Source organism: Burkholderia reimsis (assembly GCF_003294055.1).
GTDB classification, from domain to species: Bacteria; Pseudomonadota; Gammaproteobacteria; order Burkholderiales; family Burkholderiaceae; genus Burkholderia; species Burkholderia cepacia.
Map to the genome: position 1 here is coordinate 25680 of NZ_QMFZ01000021.1, position 17050 is coordinate 42729.

Here is a 17050-nt window from a genome sequence, read left to right on the forward strand (position 1 = left end):
CATGGCAATCGTTAAAGTTAAGCCGACATCGCCGGGTCGCCGCGCGATGGTCAAGGTGGTCAACAAGAACCTGCACCAGGGCAAGCCGTTCGCGGCACTGCTCGACTCGCAGAGCTCGACCGCCGGCCGTAACAACAATGGCCGTATCACCACGCGTCACAAGGGTGGTGGTCACAAGCAACACTATCGTATCGTCGATTTCCGTCGCACGAAGGATGGCATCCCGGCAAAGGTCGAGCGTCTCGAGTACGACCCGAACCGTAGCGCGAACATCGCGCTGGTGCTCTACGCAGACGGCGAACGTCGCTACATCATCGCCCCGAAGGGCCTGACCGTCGGCCAACAGCTGATGTCGGGTTCGGAAGCGCCGATCCGCGCAGGCAACACGCTGCCGATCCGCAACATTCCGGTCGGTACGACGATCCACTGCATCGAGATGCTGCCGGGCAAGGGCGCGCAAATGGCGCGTTCGGCTGGTACGTCGGCCATGCTGCTCGCACGTGAAGGCGTCTACGCGCAGGTTCGTCTGCGTTCGGGCGAAATCCGCCGCGTGCACATCGAGTGCCGTGCAACGATCGGTGAAGTCGGCAACGAAGAGCATAGCCTGCGCCAGATCGGCAAGGCTGGCGCGAACCGCTGGCGCGGTATCCGCCCGACGGTGCGTGGCGTTGCGATGAACCCGGTTGATCACCCGCACGGTGGTGGTGAGGGCAAGACGGCTGCAGGTCGCGACCCGGTGAGCCCGTGGGGTACGCCGGCTAAGGGTTACCGCACCCGCAGCAACAAGCGCACGACGACGATGATCGTCCAGCGCCGTCACAAGCGTTAAGGAGTAGGCAATGGCACGTTCTGTTAAAAAAGGTCCGTTCTGCGACGCCCATTTGCTGAAGAAAGTTGAGGCGGCTGCAGCTTCGCGCGACAAAAAGCCGATCAAGACCTGGTCGCGTCGCTCGACGATTCTGCCGGATTTCATCGGCCTGACGATCGCTGTTCACAACGGCCGTCAACACGTTCCGGTGTACATCTCGGAAAACATGGTCGGCCACAAGCTTGGCGAGTTCGCACTGACCCGTACGTTCAAGGGTCACGCAGCCGACAAGAAGGCCAAGAAATAAGGGGCAATCAAGATGGAAGTGAAAGCAATTCATCGCGGTGCCCGCATCTCGGCGCAGAAAACGCGCCTTGTGGCTGACCAGATCCGCGGTTTGCCGGTCGACAAGGCGCTGAACGTTCTGACGTTCTCGCCGAAGAAGGCGGCTGGCATCGTGAAGAAGGTTGTGCTGTCGGCAATCGCGAATGCGGAGCACAACGAAGGCGCTGATATCGACGAGCTCAAGATCAAGAGCATCTACGTCGACAAGGCTGCATCGCTCAAGCGTTTCACCGCGCGCGCCAAGGGCCGCGGTAACCGCATCGAGAAGCAATCCTGTCACATCACTGTGACGGTCGGGAATTAAGGAGCCATACGATGGGACAGAAAATTCATCCGACTGGCTTCCGCCTGGCTGTCAGCCGCAATTGGGCTTCGCGTTGGTACGCGAACAACAACAATTTCGCGGCGATGCTGCAGGAAGACATCGGTGTTCGTGAATACCTGAAGAAGAAGCTGAAGAACGCTTCGGTCGGTCGGGTGGTCATCGAGCGTCCGGCGAAGAACGCGCGCATCACGATTTACAGCTCGCGTCCGGGCGTGGTCATCGGCAAGAAGGGCGAGGATATCGAACAGCTGAAGACGGAACTGCAACGCCGCATGGGCGTGCCGGTTCACGTCAACATCGAAGAAATCCGCAAGCCGGAAACCGATGCTCAGCTGATCGCTGACTCGATCACGCAACAGCTCGAGCGCCGGATCATGTTCCGTCGCGCGATGAAGCGTGCGATGCAGAACGCGATGCGTCTGGGTGCCCAAGGCATCAAGATCATGAGCGCAGGCCGTCTGAACGGTATCGAAATCGCTCGTACGGAGTGGTATCGCGAAGGTCGCGTGCCGCTTCACACGCTGCGTGCTGATATCGACTACGCGACTTCGGAAGCGAAGACGACTTACGGGATCATCGGCGTCAAGGTGTGGGTCTACAAGGGCGACACGCTCGGCCGCAACGACGCACCGGTGGTGGAAGAAGTAGCCGAAGACAAGCGTCCGCGTCGCAATGCGCGTCCGGGCGACCGTCGTCCGCGCCGTGACGGCGAAGGCGGCGCTCCGGGTGCTCGTCGTGGCGCACCGCGCCGTGGCGCCGGCAAGCCCGAAGACGGCAAGACTGGAGAATAACGATGCTGCAACCGAAACGCAGAAAGTATCGTAAAGAGCAGAAGGGTCGTAACACCGGCAAGGCGACGCGCGGCAACGCAGTGTCGTTCGGTGAATTCGGCCTGAAGGCGATCGGTCGCGGTCGTTTGACCGCACGCCAGATTGAAGCGGCGCGTCGTGCAATGACGCGTCACATCAAGCGTGGCGGCCGCATCTGGATCCGGATCTTCCCGGACAAGCCGATTTCGCAGAAGCCGGCCGAAGTGCGTATGGGTAACGGTAAGGGTAACCCGGAGTACTACGTCGCCGAGATTCAGCCGGGCAAGATGCTCTATGAAATGGACGGCGTAACCGAAGAACTGGCACGCGAAGCGTTCCGTCTGGCTGCAGCCAAGCTGCCGCTCAAGACGGCATTCATCGTGCGCCAGCTCGGCGCCTAAGGAGAAAACATGAAGGCTTCCGAACTTCTCCAGAAAGACCAGGCCGCGCTCAACAAGGAGCTGGCGGACCTGCTGAAGGCGCAATTCGGCCTGCGCATGCAACTCGCGACTCAGCAGCTCACGAACACGAGCCAGCTGAAGAAGGTTCGTCGCGACATCGCACGTGTGCGGACCGTCATGACTCAGAAGGCGAACCAGAAATGAACGATAGCGTGAAAACCTCGCTGAAGCGGACGCTGGTCGGTCGGGTCGTCAGCAACAAGATGGACAAGACCGTCACCGTGCTGATCGAGCACCGCGTCAAGCATCCGATCTACGGCAAGTATGTCGTGCGCTCGAAGAAGTACCACGCGCACGATGAAGCGAACACCTACAACGAAGGCGATCTCGTCGAAATCCAGGAAACTCGTCCTGTTTCGAAGACGAAGGCCTGGACGGTGTCGCGCCTCGTCGAAGCAGCTCGCGTCATCTAAGCGGGCAGCGCAGTAGGCAGTAACGGGCACTTCTCCACGAAGTGCTTGAAATCGCAAAGTTTTTGCTTGCGTGACCAGGGTTATTTGTTATAATCCTGGTCTTCCCTCTTTATGGGAGCCCCGTCGCGGGCGAAGTTGGTGGGGGAAGCGGACTGGCGCCTGCCTGTCCGAAAGATTCACCGAATTGCGATGGCGGGTTTCGTTTGCCGTCGCTGCTGTTCCAACCCAAGCAGCCGATTGGCTGACGGGACCAAGACTGACCGAATGCATCATGGTGGTGCATCCGGATTAAGTTGGGAAAGACAAACCATGATCCAGACCGAATCTCGGCTCGAAGTAGCCGACAACACGGGTGCACGTGAAGTCCTGTGCATCAAGGTGCTCGGCGGCTCGAAGCGTCGTTATGCCGGCATTGGCGACATCATCAAGGTGAGCGTCAAAGAGGCAACGCCGCGCGGGCGCGTGAAGAAAGGCGAAATTTACAACGCCGTGGTGGTCCGCACCGCCAAGGGCGTGCGCCGTCAAGACGGCTCGCTGATCAAGTTCGACGGCAACGCCGCTGTGCTTTTGAATAACAAGCTCGAGCCGATCGGCACCCGTATCTTCGGGCCGGTGACGCGTGAGCTGCGTAGCGAACGATTCATGAAGATCGTTTCGCTGGCGCCGGAAGTGCTGTAAGGAGTCGCGATGAACAAGATTCGCAAAGGTGACGAAGTCATCGTCGTCACTGGCAAGGACAAGGGCAAGCGCGGCGTCGTGCTGGCTGTCGGTGCAGAGCATGTGACGGTTGAAGGTATCAACCTCGTCAAGAAGCATGTGAAGCCGAACCCGATGAAGGGTACGACGGGTGGCGTGGAAGCGAAGACGATGCCCCTGCATATTTCGAACGTCGCACTGGTCGACGCGAATGGCAAGGCGTCGCGTGTTGGCATCAAGGTCGAGGAAGGCAAGAAGGTTCGCTTCCTGAAGACGACCGGTGCCGTACTGAGCGCCTGACGCAGCGGAGTAAAAAATGGCTCGTTTTCAAGAGTTTTACAAAGAAAAGGTTGTGCCCGGCCTGATCGAGAAGTTCGGTTACAAGTCGGTCATGGAAGTGCCGCGCATCACCAAGATCACGCTGAACATGGGTCTTGGCGAAGCGATCGCTGACAAGAAGATCATCGAGAACGCCGTTGGCGACCTCACGAAGATCGCTGGTCAGAAGCCGGTCGTGACGAAGGCACGCAAGGCAATCGCAGGCTTCAAGATCCGCCAGGGTTACCCGATCGGCGCGATGGTGACGCTGCGTGGCCGTGCAATGTACGAATTCCTCGACCGTTTCGTGACGGTTGCCCTGCCCCGCGTGCGTGACTTCCGCGGCGTGTCGGGTCGTGCTTTCGATGGCCGTGGCAACTACAACATCGGTGTGAAAGAGCAGATCATTTTCCCCGAAATCGACTACGACAAGATCGACGCACTGCGTGGGCTGAACATCAGCATCACGACGACTGCGAAGACCGACGACGAAGCAAAGGCTCTGCTCGCCAGCTTCAAGTTCCCGTTCAGAAACTGAGGTTACCGTGGCTAAACTGGCACTGATCGAACGTGAAAAGAAGCGCGCCCGCCTGGTCGCGAAGTTCGCAGCAAAGCGCGATGCGCTGAAGGCGATCGTCGAAGACCAAAGCAAGTCGGAAGAAGAGCGCTACGAAGCACGCCTTGAGCTGCAGCAATTGCCCCGCAACGCAAACCCGACCCGCCAGCGTAACCGCTGCGCGATCACGGGCCGTCCGCGTGGCACGTTCCGTAAATTCGGCCTCGCGCGTAACAAGATTCGTGAAATCGCATTCCGTGGCGAGATTCCTGGCCTGACCAAGGCGAGCTGGTAATAGGAGAAACGTAAATGAGCATGAGTGATCCTATCGCCGATATGCTGACTCGCATCCGCAACGCGCAGATGGTCGAGAAGGTATCGGTTGCGATGCCCTCGTCGAAGGTCAAGGTTGCAATCGCACAAGTCCTGAAGGACGAAGGTTACATCGACGATTTCGCCGTCAAGGCGGAAGGTGCGAAGTCCGAACTGAATATCGCGCTGAAGTACTACGCAGGTCGCCCGGTCATCGAACGCCTCGAGCGCGTGTCGAAGCCTGGTCTGCGCGTGTACCGCGGCCGTAACGACATTCCGCAGGTCATGAACGGCCTGGGCGTGGCAATCGTGTCGACGCCGAAGGGCGTGATGACCGACCGCAAGGCGCGCGCTACCGGCGTCGGCGGCGAAGTCATCTGCTACGTCGCTTAAAGCCGAGGAGAGAGAAACATGTCTCGAGTAGGTAAGAGCCCGATCGCGCTGCAAGGCGCGGAAGTCAAGCTGGCCGACGGTGCGATCACCGTCAAGGGCCCGCTGGGCACCATCACGCAAGCGATCAATCCGCTCGTGAACGTGGCGAACAACGACGGCACGCTGAACCTGTCGCCGGTGGACGAAAGCCGCGAAGCAAATGCACTGTCGGGCACGATGCGCGCGATCATCGCGAATGCCGTGCACGGCGTGACCAAGGGTTTCGAGCGCAAGCTGACGCTGGTTGGCGTCGGTTATCGTGCGCAAGCGCAAGGCGACAAGCTGAACCTGTCGCTGGGTTTCTCGCACCCGGTGGTGCACCAGATGCCGGAAGGCGTCAAGGCAGAAACCCCGACGCAAACCGAAATCGTGATCAAGGGGATCAACAAGCAACAAGTCGGTCAAGTAGCTGCGGAAGTTCGCGGTTACCGTCCGCCGGAGCCGTACAAGGGCAAGGGCGTGCGCTATTCCGACGAGGTTGTGATCCTCAAAGAAACGAAGAAGAAGTAAGGGTGCGCAATCATGGATAAGACTCAATCTCGCCTGCGCCGCGCTCGCCAGACGCGTATCAAGATCGCTGAGCTGCAGGTCGCGCGTCTCGCCGTGCATCGCACGAACACGCACATCTACGCTCAAGTGTTCTCGCCCTGCGGCACCAAGGTGCTCGCCAGCGCGTCGACGCTCGAAGCAGAAGTGCGCGCTGAACTGGCCGACAAGTCGGGCAAGGGCGGCAACGTTAATGCCGCGACGCTGATCGGCAAGCGTATTGCCGAGAAGGCAAAGGCTGCCGGCATCGAATCCGTCGCCTTCGACCGCTCGGGCTTCCGCTACCACGGCCGCGTCAAGGCGCTGGCTGAGGCAGCTCGCGAAGCTGGGCTCAAGTTCTAAGGAAGGAATTCGTCATGGCAAAGATGCAAGCGAAAGTTCAGGCTGACGAGCGCGACGACGGCCTTCGCGAAAAGATGATTTCGGTCAACCGCGTGACCAAGGTCGTGAAGGGTGGCCGTATTCTCGGCTTCGCCGCACTGACCGTGGTTGGCGACGGCGATGGCCGCATCGGTATGGGCAAGGGCAAGGCGAAGGAAGTGCCGGTCGCTGTCCAGAAGGCAATGGAACAAGCTCGCCGCAACATGTTCAAGGTGCCGCTCAAGAACGGCACGCTGCAACACGAAGTGCACGGCAAGCATGGCGCATCCGCTGTCCTCCTCGCTCCGGCGAAGGCAGGTACGGGCGTGATCGCCGGCGGCCCGATGCGCGCAGTGTTCGACGTGATGGGCGTTCAGAACGTCGTGGCAAAGAGCCACGGTTCGACGAACCCGTACAACCTCGTTCGCGCCACGCTGGACGGTCTGCGCAAGCAGTCCACCCCGGCAGACATCGCGGCGAAGCGCGGCAAGTCCGTCGAAGAAATTTTGGGCTAAGCCCGGGTGGTCACCATGTCTGAAAAAACTGTCAAGGTTCAGCTCGTTAAGAGCCTGATCGGGACCCGCGAATCGCACCGCGCGACCGTGCGTGGCCTGGGCCTGCGCCGACTCAACTCGGTCAGCGAGCTTCAGGACACGCCGGCGGTCCGCGGCATGATCAACAAGGTCTCGTACCTCGTTAAGGTCATCGCGTAAGCGGCCCTACGGATCAAGGAGTTGATATGGAATTGAATAACCTGAAGCCGGCAGCTGGCGCCAAGCACGCCAAGCGTCGCGTCGGCCGTGGCATCGGTTCGGGCCTCGGCAAGACGGCTGGCCGTGGTCACAAGGGTCAGAAATCGCGTTCGGGCGGCTTCCACAAAGTCGGTTTCGAAGGCGGTCAGATGCCGCTGCAACGTCGTCTGCCGAAGCGCGGCTTCACGTCGCTGACGAAGGAATTCGTCGGTGAAGTGCGCCTGGGCGACCTCGAGAAGCTGCCGGTCGATGAGATCGATCTGCTCGCACTGAAGCAAGCCGGCCTGGTCGGCGAGCTGACGAAGAGCGCAAAGATCATCGCGACGGGCGAACTGAAGCGCAAGATCGTCGTGAAGGGTCTCGGTGCCACCAAGGGTGCGCGTGCTGCGATCGAAGCGGCTGGCGGTTCGTTCGCCGAGTGACACGCTAGCGCGTCGTCATTTGCATTCATCGGAGAAGGTACTTGGCTAACAGCCCGAGTCTTGCAAAACCCGGTCGAAGCACGGCGAAATTCGGCGATCTGCGCCGGCGAGCGATGTTCCTGCTCCTGGCGCTGATCGTCTATCGCATCGGCGCGCACATTCCCGTGCCGGGCATCGATCCGGATCAACTGGCTAAGCTGTTCCAGAGCCAGGCGGGCGGCATCCTGGGCATGTTCAACATGTTCTCGGGTGGCGCGCTTTCCCGCTTCACGATCTTTGCGCTGGGGATCATGCCGTACATTTCGGCGTCGATCATCATGCAGTTGCTGGCGATCGTATCGCCGCAGCTCGAGGCGCTGAAGAAGGAAGGGCAGGCAGGGCAACGGAAGATCACGCAGTACACACGGTATTTCACCGTCGTGCTCGCGACCTTCCAGGCGTTCGGTATCGCGGCTGCGCTGGAAAACCAGCCGGGCCTCGTCACCGATCCCGGCATGCTGTTCCGTCTGACGACGGTCGTGACGCTGGTTACCGGCACGATGTTCCTGATGTGGCTCGGCGAGCAGATTACCGAGCGTGGTCTGGGCAACGGTATCTCGATCATCATCTTCGGCGGGATCGCAGCAGGGTTCCCGAATGCCGTCGGTGGGTTGTTCGAGCTGGTGCGTACGGGTTCGATGAGCATCATTTCGGCGATCATCATCGTCGTCCTGATTGCCGCGGTGACTTACCTGGTCGTGTTCATCGAACGCGGGCAGCGCAAGATCCTCGTGAACTACGCGAAGCGCCAGGTCGGCAACAAGATCTACGGTGGGCAGTCGTCGCATCTGCCGCTGAAGCTGAACATGTCGGGTGTGATTCCGCCGATCTTCGCATCGTCGATCATTCTGTTCCCGGCAACGATTCTCGGCTGGTTCAGTACCGGTCAGCCGACGGGAAGCTGGATTTCCAACACGTTGCATAACGTTGCGGAAGCGCTGAAGCCGGGCCAGCCGGTCTATGTGTTGCTGTACACGCTGGCGATCGTGTTTTTCTGCTTCTTCTACACCGCACTGGTGTTCAACAGCAGGGAAACCGCAGACAACCTGAAGAAGAGCGGCGCGTTTGTTCCGGGTATCCGTCCGGGCGATCAGACCGCACGATATATCGACCGCATCCTCACGCGTCTGACGCTGGCCGGTGCGATCTACATCGTCTTCGTGTGTCTGCTGCCGGAATTCCTGGTGCTGCGCTGGAACGTGCCGTTTTATTTTGGTGGAACGTCGCTGCTGATCATTGTCGTCGTCACGATGGACTTTATGGCGCAGGTGCAGTCGTACGTTATGTCGCAACAGTATGAGTCACTGCTCAAGAAGGCTAACTTCAAGGGCGGCAACATCCCAATGCGTTAATAAGGACTATGGCCAAAGACGATGTAATCCAGATGCAGGGCGAGGTGATCGAAAACCTCCCGAATGCGACCTTCCGCGTGAAGCTGGAAAACGGCCATGTCGTGTTGGGGCATATCTCCGGAAAGATGCGGATGCACTACATCCGCATTCTCCCGGGCGACAAGGTGACGGTTGAATTGACGCCTTACGATCTGTCTCGTGCGCGGATCGTGTTCCGGGCGAAGTGATTTGAAAAAAGGGTATTATCATGAAAGTGATGGCATCGGTTAAGCGCATTTGCCGCAATTGCAAGATCATCAAGCGCAAAGGCGTCGTTCGCGTGATCTGCAGCTCGGATCCGCGCCACAAGCAGCGCCAAGGCTGACCGCGCGTTTGTTTGCGCTTTTTGTTTGAGGAAAAACAATGGCTCGTATCGCAGGGGTTAACATCCCGAATCACCAGCATACCGAGATTGGCCTGACGGCTATCTTCGGTATCGGCCGCACCCGTTCGCGCAGCATCTGCGTGGCAGCTGGCGTCGATTTTTCGAAGAAGGTCAAGGACTTGACCGACGCAGACTTGGAAAAGCTGCGTGAAGAAGTGGGCAAGTTTGTCGTCGAAGGCGATCTGCGCCGTGAAGTGACGATGAACATCAAGCGCCTGATGGACCTCGGTTGCTACCGTGGTGTTCGTCATCGCAAGGGCCTGCCGATGCGCGGTCAGCGTACGCGTACGAACGCACGTACTCGCAAGGGTCCGCGTCGTGCAGCGCAAGCGCTGAAGAAGTAAGCGGAACTGACAGTTACAGGAAAACGTAATGGCTAAGGCTTCGAACACCGCGGCGCAACGCGTTCGCAAGAAGGTTAAGAAGAACGTCGCTGAAGGCGTGGTTCACGTTCACGCGTCGTTCAACAACACGATCATCACGATCACCGATCGCCAAGGCAACGCACTGGCATGGGCGACGTCGGGCGGTCAGGGCTTCAAGGGCTCGCGCAAATCGACGCCGTTCGCTGCCCAGGTCGCAGCCGAGTCGGCTGGCCGCGTCGCGATGGAATACGGCGTGAAGAATCTGGAAGTGCGGATCAAGGGCCCGGGCCCGGGTCGTGAGTCGGCAGTGCGCGCACTGCACGGCCTCGGCATCAAGATCACCGCGATTTCGGATGTCACCCCGATTCCGCACAACGGCTGCCGTCCGCCGAAGCGTCGTCGTATCTAAAGATGTGCTGGCACGTTCGTGCTGGCACATTGCCTGTCGCCGCGTAGCGTCGACGGGCGTTGCTTTTTTGATTGACTAAGCCCACCGTTCGCCCCAAAGGGAGCGAACTAGCGCGGATTTCGATCCGCGTGACTGATTGATAAAGGAATGCAAAGTGGCACGTTATATCGGCCCTAAGGCCAAGCTGTCCCGCCGTGAAGGCACCGACCTGTTCCTGAAGAGCGCGCGCCGCTCGCTCGCCGACAAGTGCAAGCTCGACAGCAAGCCGGGCCAGCACGGCCGTACCTCGGGCGCACGTACGTCCGACTACGGTACGCAGCTGCGTGAAAAGCAGAAGGTCAAGCGCATTTACGGCGTGCTGGAGCGTCAGTTCCGTCGCTACTTCGCTGAAGCCGACCGCCGCAAGGGCAACACGGGTGAAAACCTGCTGCAACTGCTCGAGTCGCGCCTCGACAACGTCGTGTATCGCATGGGCTTCGGCTCGACCCGCGCTGAAGCGCGTCAGCTGGTGAGCCACAAGTCGATCACCGTGAACGGCGTCGTCGCAAACGTCCCGTCGCAGCAAGTGAAGGCGGGTGACATCGTCGCGATCCGCGAAAAGGCGAAGAAGCAAGCGCGTATCGTCGAAGCGCTGTCGCTGGCCGAGCAAGGCGGCATGCCGAGCTGGGTTGCAGTCGATGCGAAGAAGTTCGAAGGCACGTTCAAGCAAATGCCGGAACGCGCTGAAATCGCAGGCGACATCAACGAAAGCCTGATCGTCGAATTGTATTCGCGTTAATCCGATTGACGGCCGAGGTACCCCGATTGCGTTGCGCAAGGAGGGGCCTCGGCTGTTTATTTTCTGGTTGTTACCGGTCAGCCTTATCGGTGTAACGAGCCGAGGGTATTGAAAAGGAAAGCCCATGCAAACCAGTTTGCTGAAACCCAAGATCATCGCCGTGGAATCGCTGGGCGAGAACCACGCGAGGGTGGTCATGGAACCGTTCGAACGCGGTTACGGCCATACCTTGGGCAATGCGCTTCGCCGCGTGCTGCTGTCGTCGATGGTTGGCTACGCGCCGACCGAAGTGACGATCGCGGGCGTGGTGCACGAGTACTCGACGCTGGATGGCGTGCAGGAAGACGTCGTCAACCTGCTGCTGAACCTGAAGGGCGTGGTGTTCAAGCTGCATAACCGTGACGAAGTGACGGTTACGCTGCGCAAGGAAGGTGAAGGCGTTGTCACGGCCGGCGATATCGAGCTGGCTCACGACTGCGAAGTCATCAACCCGAATCACGTGATTGCGCACCTGTCGAAGGGTGGCAAGCTCGACGTTCAGATCAAGATCGAAAAGGGTCGCGGCTATGTGCCCGGCAACGTCCGTCGCTACGGCGAAGACACGGCCAAGATCATCGGCCGCATCGTCCTCGACGCATCGTTCTCGCCGGTTCGCCGCGTGAGCTATGCGGTCGAAAGCGCACGTGTCGAGCAGCGTACCGACCTCGACAAGCTCGTGATGAACATCGAAACGAGCGGTGTGATCACGCCGGAAGAAGCGATCCGTCAATCGGCCCGCATCCTGGTCGACCAGCTGTCCGTGTTCGCGGCGCTGGAAGGCACGGAAACGGCAGCCGAAGCGCCGTCGCGTGCACCGCAGATCGATCCGATCCTGCTGCGTCCGGTGGACGATCTCGAGCTGACGGTTCGTTCGGCGAACTGCCTGAAGGCCGAGAACATCTACTACATCGGCGATCTCATCCAGCGCACGGAAAACGAGCTGCTGAAGACGCCGAACCTCGGTCGCAAGTCGCTCAACGAGATCAAGGAAGTGCTCGCTTCGCGCGGTCTCACGCTGGGCATGAAGCTCGAAAACTGGCCGCCGGCTGGTCTCGACAAGTAAGCCCGCTTGTAGCGCTGCTGTTGCTGTAGTTGGCAAAGATGCGGATTTTCCTTTAAAATCCGCATCTTGCTTTTTTCGTTACCGGCCCGTGCACCCATCGAGGTGCGATAGAAGAGCTGGATCAAAACTTTGAATCAAGGAAACTGAAATGCGCCATCGTCATGGTCTGCGGAAACTGAACCGCACGAGCAGCCACCGTCTGGCTATGCTCCGTAACATGTCCAACTCGCTGATCGAGCACGAAGTCATCAAGACGACGCTGCCGAAGGCGAAGGAACTCCGTAAAGTCGTCGAGCCGCTGATCACGCTCGGCAAGAAGCCGTCGCTGGCAAACCGTCGCCTGGCGTTCAACCGCCTGCGCGATCGTGACTCGGTGGCGAAGCTGTTCGACGTGCTCGGTCCGCGTTTCGCGAACCGTCCGGGCGGCTACCTGCGCGTGCTGAAGTTCGGCTTCCGCGTGGGCGACAACGCACCGATGGCACTGGTCGAACTGCTCGATCGTCCGGAAGTCGACGAAACGGAAAACGTGCAAGAAGCTGAATAAGCTTCCGGTACGCAGCAGTATCTGAAAGGGGCCGAGCAATTGCTTGGCCCTTTTTGTTTTTGAAGCGGCGGCTGCGATCGATTGTCGCAGGGTGGTGCCGGCAGCGTTGCGCGGGCTGCGCTACGATACGGGGCAGCCGGTGCGCTCCCGGGTGGGCAATGTGCGTCGGCAGGAGTCAGGTGCCGATAGACCAGCCAGGAGGGCGCGGATGATAGTGGTGCTGATGCTGACGACGGTGCCCGATGCCGCGACCGCCGAAGCGCTTTCCGCCGGTGCGCTCGATGCGCGGCTTGCCGCGTGTGTGTCGGAGCTCGGTGCGATCAGGTCGCGCTATCACTGGCAGGGCAAGGTCGAAACGGCCGACGAGATCCAGTTGCTGTTCAAGACGAGCCCCGTGCGGGCGCTCGAACTGGAACGATTTATTCTCGAGCATCATCCATACGAGACACCTGAAATCGTCTCGTGGCAGGCGACGGCCTCGGCCGCTTACGGCCAGTGGGTGACCAGCGAAACTCAACGTCTATTTCATGTTTAACGGTATGGCGCTTTCCGTGCGCGTGCGCGCGCTGCGGTTCCTCGCAGTCCTGTTGTCGTTCATGCTCGCGCTGGGCGGCGGCCTGTCGGTCGCGCGTGCGGCCGACGATTTCCTCGATCCGTCGGTGGCGTTCAAGTTCAGCGCGAGCGAATCGCCGGGGCAGGTGGACGTTCGCTTCAAGGTCGCCAACGGCTATTACCTGTACCGCGAGCGGTTCGCGTTCGCGGTGAAGCGCGGGCAGGCGACGCTCGGCGAGCCGCAGTTCCCCGCCGGCCATGTGAAGTTCGACCAGACGTTCCAGAAGAACGTCGAGACCTACCGCGACGAAGTCGTCGTTCACGTGCCCGTTAAGCAGGCGTCGGGGCCGTTCGAGCTCGCGGTGACGTCGCAGGGCTGCGCCGACGAAGGGATCTGCTATCCGCCCGCCGAGCACGTCGTGAAGGTCGACGGCGCCGCACTGGGTGCGGCCTCGTCTTCCGGCGATGCGGCTGCCGAGGGCAGTTGGTTCGACAAGGTCACGAGCGCCGATTTCGCGCAGTCGCTGCTCGAGGGGCACGGCTTCTTCACGATCGTCGCGCTGTATTTCGTCGCGGGCGTCGTGCTGAGCCTCCTGCCGTGTTCGTACCCGATGATCCCGATCGTGTCGGCGATCATCATCGGCCAGGGCACGCGCGCGACGCATGCGCGTGGCTTTGCGCTGTCGCTGACGTACGTGGTCGGCATGGCGCTCGTCTATACGGTGCTAGGCATTGCCGCGGCGCTGGTCGGCCAGAGCCTCGGCGCGTGGCTGCAGAACCCTTGGGTGCTCGGCGCGTTCGGCGTGCTGCTCACCGCGTTCGCGGTGTCGCTGATTTCGGGCAAGGACATCGCGCTGCCCGCGCGCTGGCAGAACGGTGCAGCCGAAGTGTCGAGCGCGCGACAGGGCGGTCACTTCGTTGCGGTTGCCGCGATGGGCGCGTTGTCCGCGCTGGTGGTCGGCGCATGCATGACGGCGCCGCTGTTCGCGGTGCTCGCTTTCATCGCACACACGGGCAATGCGCTGCTCGGCGGTGCCGCGCTGTTCGCGATGGGGCTGGGGCTCGGCGTGCCGTTGCTCGTGGTCGGCATCGGTGCGGGTACGGTGCTGCCGCGCGCAGGTGCATGGATGGACGGCGTGAAGGTGTTCTTCGGCATCGTGCTGCTCGCGGCCGCGCTGTGGATCGTGTGGCCGGTGCTGGCCGGCGGCCTGAAGATGGTGCTCGCCGCGTTGTGGCTGCTCATCGCGGCCGCGGCGCTTGGCCTGTTCACGCCGCATGCCGGCGCCGCGTCGATCTGGCGCCGCCTCGGCCGTGGCCTCGGCGCCGCGCTCGCGATCTGGGCGGCGACGCTGCTGGTCGGTCTTGCAGCGGGCTCCAACGACCCCGTGAAGCCGCTGGCTGTCCTTGCTGCGCGCACGGTCGCGTCGGGCGATGTGTCGGCAGCCGGTGCGGCTGCCGGGCAGCAGGGGCCGGCGTTCGCTTCGGTGCGCTCCAGCGGCGAACTCGACACGCTGCTGAAGACGTCGGGCCAGCCCGTGATGCTCGACTTCTACGCCGACTGGTGCGTGAGCTGCAAGGAGATGGAGCATCTGACGTTCACGGATTCACGCGTGCAGACGCGGCTCGCGCAGCTTCATCTGGTACGTGCGGACGTCACCGCGAACAATCCGGACGACCAGGCGCTGCTCAAGCGCTTCAACCTGTTCGGGCCGCCCGGCATCATCTTCTTCGATCGCAACGGCAACGAAATCGGCCGTGTGGTCGGCTATCAGGCGGCCGAGACGTTTCTGCGCAGTCTCGATCGCGCGGCGGTACCAACGGTGTAGCGCACGCTTGTCGGTGGCTTGTCCACCGACTGCAAACGAAAACGGCGGGACACTGAAGTGTCCCGCCGTTTTTCGTCGCGCTGCCGGCGCGTGGTTCAGCGCTGCGCTTTCAGGAGGCGTGCGGCGTCGAGTGCGAAGTACGTGAGCACGCCGTCGGCGCCCGCACGCTTGAACGCGAGCAGCGATTCGAGCACGACCTTGTCGTGGTCGAGCCACCCGTTCATCGCTGCGGCCTTCAGCATCGCGTATTCGCCGCTCACCTGGTACACGTAGGTCGGGAAGCGGAACTCGTCCTTCACCCGGCGCACGATGTCGAGATACGGCATGCCGGGCTTGACCATCACCATGTCGGCGCCCTCGTCGATGTCGAGGCGCACTTCGCGCAACGCTTCGTCGCTGTTCGCCGGATCCATCTGGTAGGTCATCTTGTTGCCCTTGCCCAGGTTGGACGCCGAGCCGACCGCGTCGCGGAACGGGCCATAGAACGCCGATGCGAACTTGGCCGAATAGGCCATGATGCGCGTATGGATATGGCCGTCGCTTTCCAGCATCTCGCGGATTGCGCCGATGCGGCCGTCCATCATGTCCGACGGCGCGACGATGTCGACGCCGGCTTCCGCCTGTGCGCGTGCCTGATCGATCAGGATCTCGATCGTGTCGTCGTTGATCACGTAGCCGTTCTCGTCGAGCACGCCGTCCTGGCCGTGGCTCGTGTACGGATCGAGTGCGACGTCGGTCAGCACGCCGAGTTCGGGGAAGCGCTTCTTCAGCTCGCGCACCGCACGCGGGATCAGGCCTTCCGGGTTGGCTGCCTCGCGGCCGTCAGGCGTTTTCACCGACGGCTCGATGGCCGGGAACAGCGACAGCACAGGCACGCCGAGTTCGACGCATTGCTCGGCGACATGCATCAGCAGATCGACGGACACGCGTTCGACGCCGGGCATCGACGGCACCGGCTGCCGTTCGTTGGTGCCTTCGACGACGAATACCGGATAGATCAGGTCGTCGGTGGTCAGGCGGTTTTCGCGCATCAGGCGCCGGGAGAAGTCGTCGCGGCGCATCCGGCGCGGACGATGAAGCGGATGAAAGCTCATGGCGATTGGGTAGAAATCAGGGCAAGAAGGACCTTACGGAACCCTTCGGTCATTTTCGGGAGCGTTGGTATATGATAGCGATCGAGCGGCACGCGTCGCGTGCAGCTCCCCGCTTCTCCTCCCTGAGCGGGTGCCTGTCGTTTTTCGATTAGGCTGTTTGACCCGCCGTTCAACGGCGGGTTTTTTTATGAGCCGGCCGAATCCGCAGGCGCCGTCAGGTGCGCGCCGCCGATCCCGGCCGCGCGTTGCCCGATCATTGTGCTACAGGCTCGCTTTTTTCGTCGGCGGCGGACGGCCGCACCCAGCTCTCGATCAGTTCGTGCGCCTCGTCGAGCCCCGTGCGCTTCATCGCGGAGAACAGCTGGACCGTCAGCTTGCCCTGGACGCCCTGGTCACGATACGCATCGAGCCCCTTTTGCGTGGTCCGCAGCGCATTGATGCTTTCTTGCCGCGTCAATTTGTCGCACTTCGTCAGCAGCGTGTGGATCGGCTTGCCGGTCGGTACGAACCACTCGATCATGCGGCGATCGAGGTCGGTCAGCGGGCGGCGCGAATCCATCATCAGAATCAGGCCGCAAAGCTGCGAGCGGGTTGCCAGGTAGGACGACAGCAGCATTTCCCAGTGGGCCTTGGCGGCGCCGGGCACTTCCGCGTAGCCGTAGCCGGGCAGGTCGACGAGATTCGCGACGGGCTCGGCGGCCGGGCCGACGGAGAAGTAGTTGATATGCTGCGTGCGGCCGGGCGTCTTCGACGCGAAGGCCAGCCGCTTCTGGTTGCACAGCACGTTGATCGCCGTCGACTTGCCGGCATTCGAGCGGCCCGCGAACGCGATTTCCGGCTGGACCGTCGGCGGCAGGTCGCGCAGATGGTTGACGGTCGTGTAGAAGCGGGCTTGATGGAGCAGAAAGGCCATGGGAACCGGAAGGACGGGCGGCGCGAGCCGCTTGGTGGAGGCGGGGTAGCCCCGATAGGCGCGGGAGCTTTCAACACGATATTGTACAATACGGCGG

The 17050-nt window shown here is 61.2% G+C and carries 29 protein-coding genes; 27 read left to right on the plus strand and 2 right to left on the minus strand.

Annotation, left to right across the window (positions count from 1 at the left end; genetic code table 11):
* Position 1: 1 nt before the first annotated feature.
* The 27 genes from rplB to dsbD all read left to right on the plus strand — a co-directional run bounded on the left by rplB (position 2) and on the right by dsbD (position 14946).
* Complete coding sequence (gene rplB, locus DPV79_RS23025; RefSeq protein ID WP_006482900.1) at positions 2 to 829, plus strand: 50S ribosomal protein L2; 828 nt, start codon at positions 2 to 4, stop codon at positions 827 to 829.
* Positions 830 to 839: 10 nt separating this feature from the next.
* Positions 840 to 1115, plus strand: a complete 276-nt coding sequence (rpsS, locus tag DPV79_RS23030) for a 30S ribosomal protein S19 (RefSeq protein ID WP_004199273.1) — start codon at positions 840 to 842, stop codon at positions 1113 to 1115.
* Between the two features lie 12 nt (positions 1116 to 1127).
* Positions 1128 to 1457 (plus strand): 50S ribosomal protein L22, encoded by a 330-nt coding sequence (gene rplV / locus DPV79_RS23035; RefSeq protein ID WP_004199272.1) that lies wholly within the window; start codon positions 1128 to 1130, stop codon positions 1455 to 1457.
* Between the two features lie 11 nt (positions 1458 to 1468).
* Positions 1469 to 2269 (plus strand): 30S ribosomal protein S3, encoded by an 801-nt coding sequence (rpsC, locus tag DPV79_RS23040; protein WP_006482899.1) that lies wholly within the window; start codon positions 1469 to 1471, stop codon positions 2267 to 2269.
* Positions 2270 to 2271: 2 nt separating this feature from the next.
* A complete protein-coding gene (rplP, locus tag DPV79_RS23045; protein WP_006482873.1) occupies positions 2272 to 2688 on the plus strand; it encodes a 50S ribosomal protein L16 in 417 nt (138 codons plus the stop codon).
* A 9-nt stretch (positions 2689 to 2697) separates the two neighbouring features.
* A complete protein-coding gene (gene rpmC / locus DPV79_RS23050) occupies positions 2698 to 2892 on the plus strand; it encodes a 50S ribosomal protein L29 (RefSeq protein ID WP_006400652.1) in 195 nt (64 codons plus the stop codon).
* A complete protein-coding gene (gene rpsQ, locus DPV79_RS23055) occupies positions 2889 to 3161 on the plus strand; it encodes a 30S ribosomal protein S17 (RefSeq protein WP_006477189.1) in 273 nt (90 codons plus the stop codon). Before rpmC ends, rpsQ begins: the two co-directional genes overlap by 4 nt.
* A 309-nt stretch (positions 3162 to 3470) precedes the next feature.
* On the plus strand, positions 3471 to 3839 hold the full coding sequence (gene rplN / locus DPV79_RS23060; protein ID WP_006482918.1) for a 50S ribosomal protein L14: 369 nt from the start codon (positions 3471 to 3473) through the stop codon (positions 3837 to 3839).
* A gap of 9 nt (positions 3840 to 3848) precedes the next feature.
* Entirely contained in the window at positions 3849 to 4157 is a 309-nt protein-coding gene (gene rplX / locus DPV79_RS23065) for a 50S ribosomal protein L24 (protein WP_006477187.1), read from the plus strand.
* A 16-nt stretch (positions 4158 to 4173) separates the two neighbouring features.
* Positions 4174 to 4713 carry a 50S ribosomal protein L5 gene (gene rplE / locus DPV79_RS23070; protein ID WP_006482882.1) on the plus strand — a complete coding sequence of 180 codons (540 nt, stop codon included), beginning with the start codon at positions 4174 to 4176 and terminating at the stop codon, positions 4711 to 4713.
* A gap of 7 nt (positions 4714 to 4720) precedes the next feature.
* The gene (gene rpsN / locus DPV79_RS23075) at positions 4721 to 5026 is read left to right on the plus strand and encodes a 30S ribosomal protein S14 (protein ID WP_011350676.1); all 306 of its coding nucleotides are present in this window, start codon (positions 4721 to 4723) and stop codon (positions 5024 to 5026) included.
* Between the two features lie 14 nt (positions 5027 to 5040).
* Positions 5041 to 5436 (plus strand): 30S ribosomal protein S8, encoded by a 396-nt coding sequence (gene rpsH, locus DPV79_RS23080; RefSeq protein ID WP_006477185.1) that lies wholly within the window; start codon positions 5041 to 5043, stop codon positions 5434 to 5436.
* Positions 5437 to 5454: 18 nt separating this feature from the next.
* The gene (gene rplF / locus DPV79_RS23085) at positions 5455 to 5985 is read left to right on the plus strand and encodes a 50S ribosomal protein L6 (protein WP_006758786.1); all 531 of its coding nucleotides are present in this window, start codon (positions 5455 to 5457) and stop codon (positions 5983 to 5985) included.
* A gap of 12 nt (positions 5986 to 5997) precedes the next feature.
* Complete coding sequence (gene rplR / locus DPV79_RS23090; RefSeq protein WP_006477183.1) at positions 5998 to 6363, plus strand: 50S ribosomal protein L18; 366 nt, start codon at positions 5998 to 6000, stop codon at positions 6361 to 6363.
* 14 nt (positions 6364 to 6377) lie between these two features.
* On the plus strand, positions 6378 to 6896 hold the full coding sequence (gene rpsE, locus DPV79_RS23095; RefSeq protein WP_006482895.1) for a 30S ribosomal protein S5: 519 nt from the start codon (positions 6378 to 6380) through the stop codon (positions 6894 to 6896).
* A gap of 15 nt (positions 6897 to 6911) precedes the next feature.
* The gene (gene rpmD, locus DPV79_RS23100; RefSeq protein WP_006400644.1) at positions 6912 to 7094 is read left to right on the plus strand and encodes a 50S ribosomal protein L30; all 183 of its coding nucleotides are present in this window, start codon (positions 6912 to 6914) and stop codon (positions 7092 to 7094) included.
* Between the two features lie 26 nt (positions 7095 to 7120).
* Complete coding sequence (rplO, locus tag DPV79_RS23105) at positions 7121 to 7555, plus strand: 50S ribosomal protein L15 (protein ID WP_006482880.1); 435 nt, start codon at positions 7121 to 7123, stop codon at positions 7553 to 7555.
* Positions 7556 to 7596: 41 nt separating this feature from the next.
* Positions 7597 to 8946: a preprotein translocase subunit SecY gene (gene secY, locus DPV79_RS23110; RefSeq protein ID WP_006482915.1), complete on the plus strand. Its 1350-nt coding sequence runs from the start codon at positions 7597 to 7599 to the stop codon at positions 8944 to 8946.
* 8 nt (positions 8947 to 8954) lie between these two features.
* Entirely contained in the window at positions 8955 to 9173 is a 219-nt protein-coding gene (gene infA / locus DPV79_RS23115) for a translation initiation factor IF-1 (RefSeq protein ID WP_004521905.1), read from the plus strand.
* Positions 9174 to 9193: 20 nt separating this feature from the next.
* Positions 9194 to 9310 carry a 50S ribosomal protein L36 gene (gene rpmJ / locus DPV79_RS23120; RefSeq protein WP_004199844.1) on the plus strand — a complete coding sequence of 39 codons (117 nt, stop codon included), beginning with the start codon at positions 9194 to 9196 and terminating at the stop codon, positions 9308 to 9310.
* Positions 9311 to 9348: 38 nt separating this feature from the next.
* Entirely contained in the window at positions 9349 to 9714 is a 366-nt protein-coding gene (gene rpsM / locus DPV79_RS23125) for a 30S ribosomal protein S13 (protein WP_006400641.1), read from the plus strand.
* 28 nt (positions 9715 to 9742) lie between these two features.
* Entirely contained in the window at positions 9743 to 10144 is a 402-nt protein-coding gene (gene rpsK / locus DPV79_RS23130) for a 30S ribosomal protein S11 (RefSeq protein WP_004197937.1), read from the plus strand.
* Between the two features lie 154 nt (positions 10145 to 10298).
* The gene (rpsD, locus tag DPV79_RS23135; RefSeq protein WP_021161733.1) at positions 10299 to 10922 is read left to right on the plus strand and encodes a 30S ribosomal protein S4; all 624 of its coding nucleotides are present in this window, start codon (positions 10299 to 10301) and stop codon (positions 10920 to 10922) included.
* Between the two features lie 124 nt (positions 10923 to 11046).
* Entirely contained in the window at positions 11047 to 12024 is a 978-nt protein-coding gene (locus DPV79_RS23140; RefSeq protein WP_006477176.1) for a DNA-directed RNA polymerase subunit alpha, read from the plus strand.
* A 148-nt stretch (positions 12025 to 12172) separates the two neighbouring features.
* On the plus strand, positions 12173 to 12568 hold the full coding sequence (gene rplQ, locus DPV79_RS23145; protein ID WP_006477175.1) for a 50S ribosomal protein L17: 396 nt from the start codon (positions 12173 to 12175) through the stop codon (positions 12566 to 12568).
* 208 nt (positions 12569 to 12776) lie between these two features.
* Positions 12777 to 13103, plus strand: a complete 327-nt coding sequence (cutA, locus tag DPV79_RS23150) for a divalent-cation tolerance protein CutA (RefSeq protein WP_113046556.1) — start codon at positions 12777 to 12779, stop codon at positions 13101 to 13103.
* Positions 13096 to 14946, plus strand: a complete 1851-nt coding sequence (dsbD, locus tag DPV79_RS23155) for a protein-disulfide reductase DsbD (protein WP_113046557.1) — start codon at positions 13096 to 13098, stop codon at positions 14944 to 14946. The genes cutA and dsbD overlap by 8 nt, the downstream gene beginning before the upstream one ends.
* A 95-nt stretch (positions 14947 to 15041) precedes the next feature.
* On the opposite strand, the gene hemB is transcribed toward dsbD, so the two are convergent.
* Both hemB and yihA read right to left on the minus strand, forming a co-directional pair.
* Positions 15042 to 16040: a porphobilinogen synthase gene (hemB, locus tag DPV79_RS23160; protein ID WP_021161736.1), complete on the minus strand. Its 999-nt coding sequence runs from the start codon at positions 16038 to 16040 to the stop codon at positions 15042 to 15044.
* 253 nt (positions 16041 to 16293) lie between these two features.
* The gene (yihA, locus tag DPV79_RS23165; protein ID WP_021161737.1) at positions 16294 to 16953 is read right to left on the minus strand and encodes a ribosome biogenesis GTP-binding protein YihA/YsxC; all 660 of its coding nucleotides are present in this window, start codon (positions 16951 to 16953) and stop codon (positions 16294 to 16296) included.
* Between the last annotated feature and the right edge of the window lie 97 nt (positions 16954 to 17050).

What these genes read in the sequence shown, in the direction of transcription:
- rpsQ (WP_006477189.1), top strand. Translation starts at nt 2,889, where the DNA reads ATGAACGATAGCGTGAAAACCTCGCTGAAGCGGACGCTGGTCGGTCGG.
- rplF (WP_006758786.1), top strand. Translation starts at nt 5,455, where the DNA reads ATGTCTCGAGTAGGTAAGAGCCCGATCGCGCTGCAAGGCGCGGAAGTC.
- rpmD (WP_006400644.1), top strand. Translation starts at nt 6,912, where the DNA reads ATGTCTGAAAAAACTGTCAAGGTTCAGCTCGTTAAGAGCCTGATCGGG.
- rpsK (WP_004197937.1), top strand. Translation starts at nt 9,743, where the DNA reads ATGGCTAAGGCTTCGAACACCGCGGCGCAACGCGTTCGCAAGAAGGTT.
- rplB (WP_006482900.1), top strand. Translation starts at nt 2, where the DNA reads ATGGCAATCGTTAAAGTTAAGCCGACATCGCCGGGTCGCCGCGCGATG.
- yihA (WP_021161737.1), bottom strand. Translation starts at nt 16,953, where the DNA reads ATGGCCTTTCTGCTCCATCAAGCCCGCTTCTACACGACCGTCAACCAT.
- rplP (WP_006482873.1), top strand. Translation starts at nt 2,272, where the DNA reads ATGCTGCAACCGAAACGCAGAAAGTATCGTAAAGAGCAGAAGGGTCGT.
- cutA (WP_113046556.1), top strand. Translation starts at nt 12,777, where the DNA reads ATGATAGTGGTGCTGATGCTGACGACGGTGCCCGATGCCGCGACCGCC.
- infA (WP_004521905.1), top strand. Translation starts at nt 8,955, where the DNA reads ATGGCCAAAGACGATGTAATCCAGATGCAGGGCGAGGTGATCGAAAAC.
- DPV79_RS23140 (WP_006477176.1), top strand. Translation starts at nt 11,047, where the DNA reads ATGCAAACCAGTTTGCTGAAACCCAAGATCATCGCCGTGGAATCGCTG.
- rplO (WP_006482880.1), top strand. Translation starts at nt 7,121, where the DNA reads ATGGAATTGAATAACCTGAAGCCGGCAGCTGGCGCCAAGCACGCCAAG.
- rplE (WP_006482882.1), top strand. Translation starts at nt 4,174, where the DNA reads ATGGCTCGTTTTCAAGAGTTTTACAAAGAAAAGGTTGTGCCCGGCCTG.
- rplV (WP_004199272.1), top strand. Translation starts at nt 1,128, where the DNA reads ATGGAAGTGAAAGCAATTCATCGCGGTGCCCGCATCTCGGCGCAGAAA.
- rplQ (WP_006477175.1), top strand. Translation starts at nt 12,173, where the DNA reads ATGCGCCATCGTCATGGTCTGCGGAAACTGAACCGCACGAGCAGCCAC.
- rplX (WP_006477187.1), top strand. Translation starts at nt 3,849, where the DNA reads ATGAACAAGATTCGCAAAGGTGACGAAGTCATCGTCGTCACTGGCAAG.
- hemB (WP_021161736.1), bottom strand. Translation starts at nt 16,040, where the DNA reads ATGAGCTTTCATCCGCTTCATCGTCCGCGCCGGATGCGCCGCGACGAC.
- rpmJ (WP_004199844.1), top strand. Translation starts at nt 9,194, where the DNA reads ATGAAAGTGATGGCATCGGTTAAGCGCATTTGCCGCAATTGCAAGATC.
- rpsE (WP_006482895.1), top strand. Translation starts at nt 6,378, where the DNA reads ATGGCAAAGATGCAAGCGAAAGTTCAGGCTGACGAGCGCGACGACGGC.
- rplN (WP_006482918.1), top strand. Translation starts at nt 3,471, where the DNA reads ATGATCCAGACCGAATCTCGGCTCGAAGTAGCCGACAACACGGGTGCA.
- rplR (WP_006477183.1), top strand. Translation starts at nt 5,998, where the DNA reads ATGGATAAGACTCAATCTCGCCTGCGCCGCGCTCGCCAGACGCGTATC.
- rpmC (WP_006400652.1), top strand. Translation starts at nt 2,698, where the DNA reads ATGAAGGCTTCCGAACTTCTCCAGAAAGACCAGGCCGCGCTCAACAAG.
- rpsM (WP_006400641.1), top strand. Translation starts at nt 9,349, where the DNA reads ATGGCTCGTATCGCAGGGGTTAACATCCCGAATCACCAGCATACCGAG.
- dsbD (WP_113046557.1), top strand. Translation starts at nt 13,096, where the DNA reads ATGTTTAACGGTATGGCGCTTTCCGTGCGCGTGCGCGCGCTGCGGTTC.
- rpsS (WP_004199273.1), top strand. Translation starts at nt 840, where the DNA reads ATGGCACGTTCTGTTAAAAAAGGTCCGTTCTGCGACGCCCATTTGCTG.
- rpsC (WP_006482899.1), top strand. Translation starts at nt 1,469, where the DNA reads ATGGGACAGAAAATTCATCCGACTGGCTTCCGCCTGGCTGTCAGCCGC.
- rpsH (WP_006477185.1), top strand. Translation starts at nt 5,041, where the DNA reads ATGAGCATGAGTGATCCTATCGCCGATATGCTGACTCGCATCCGCAAC.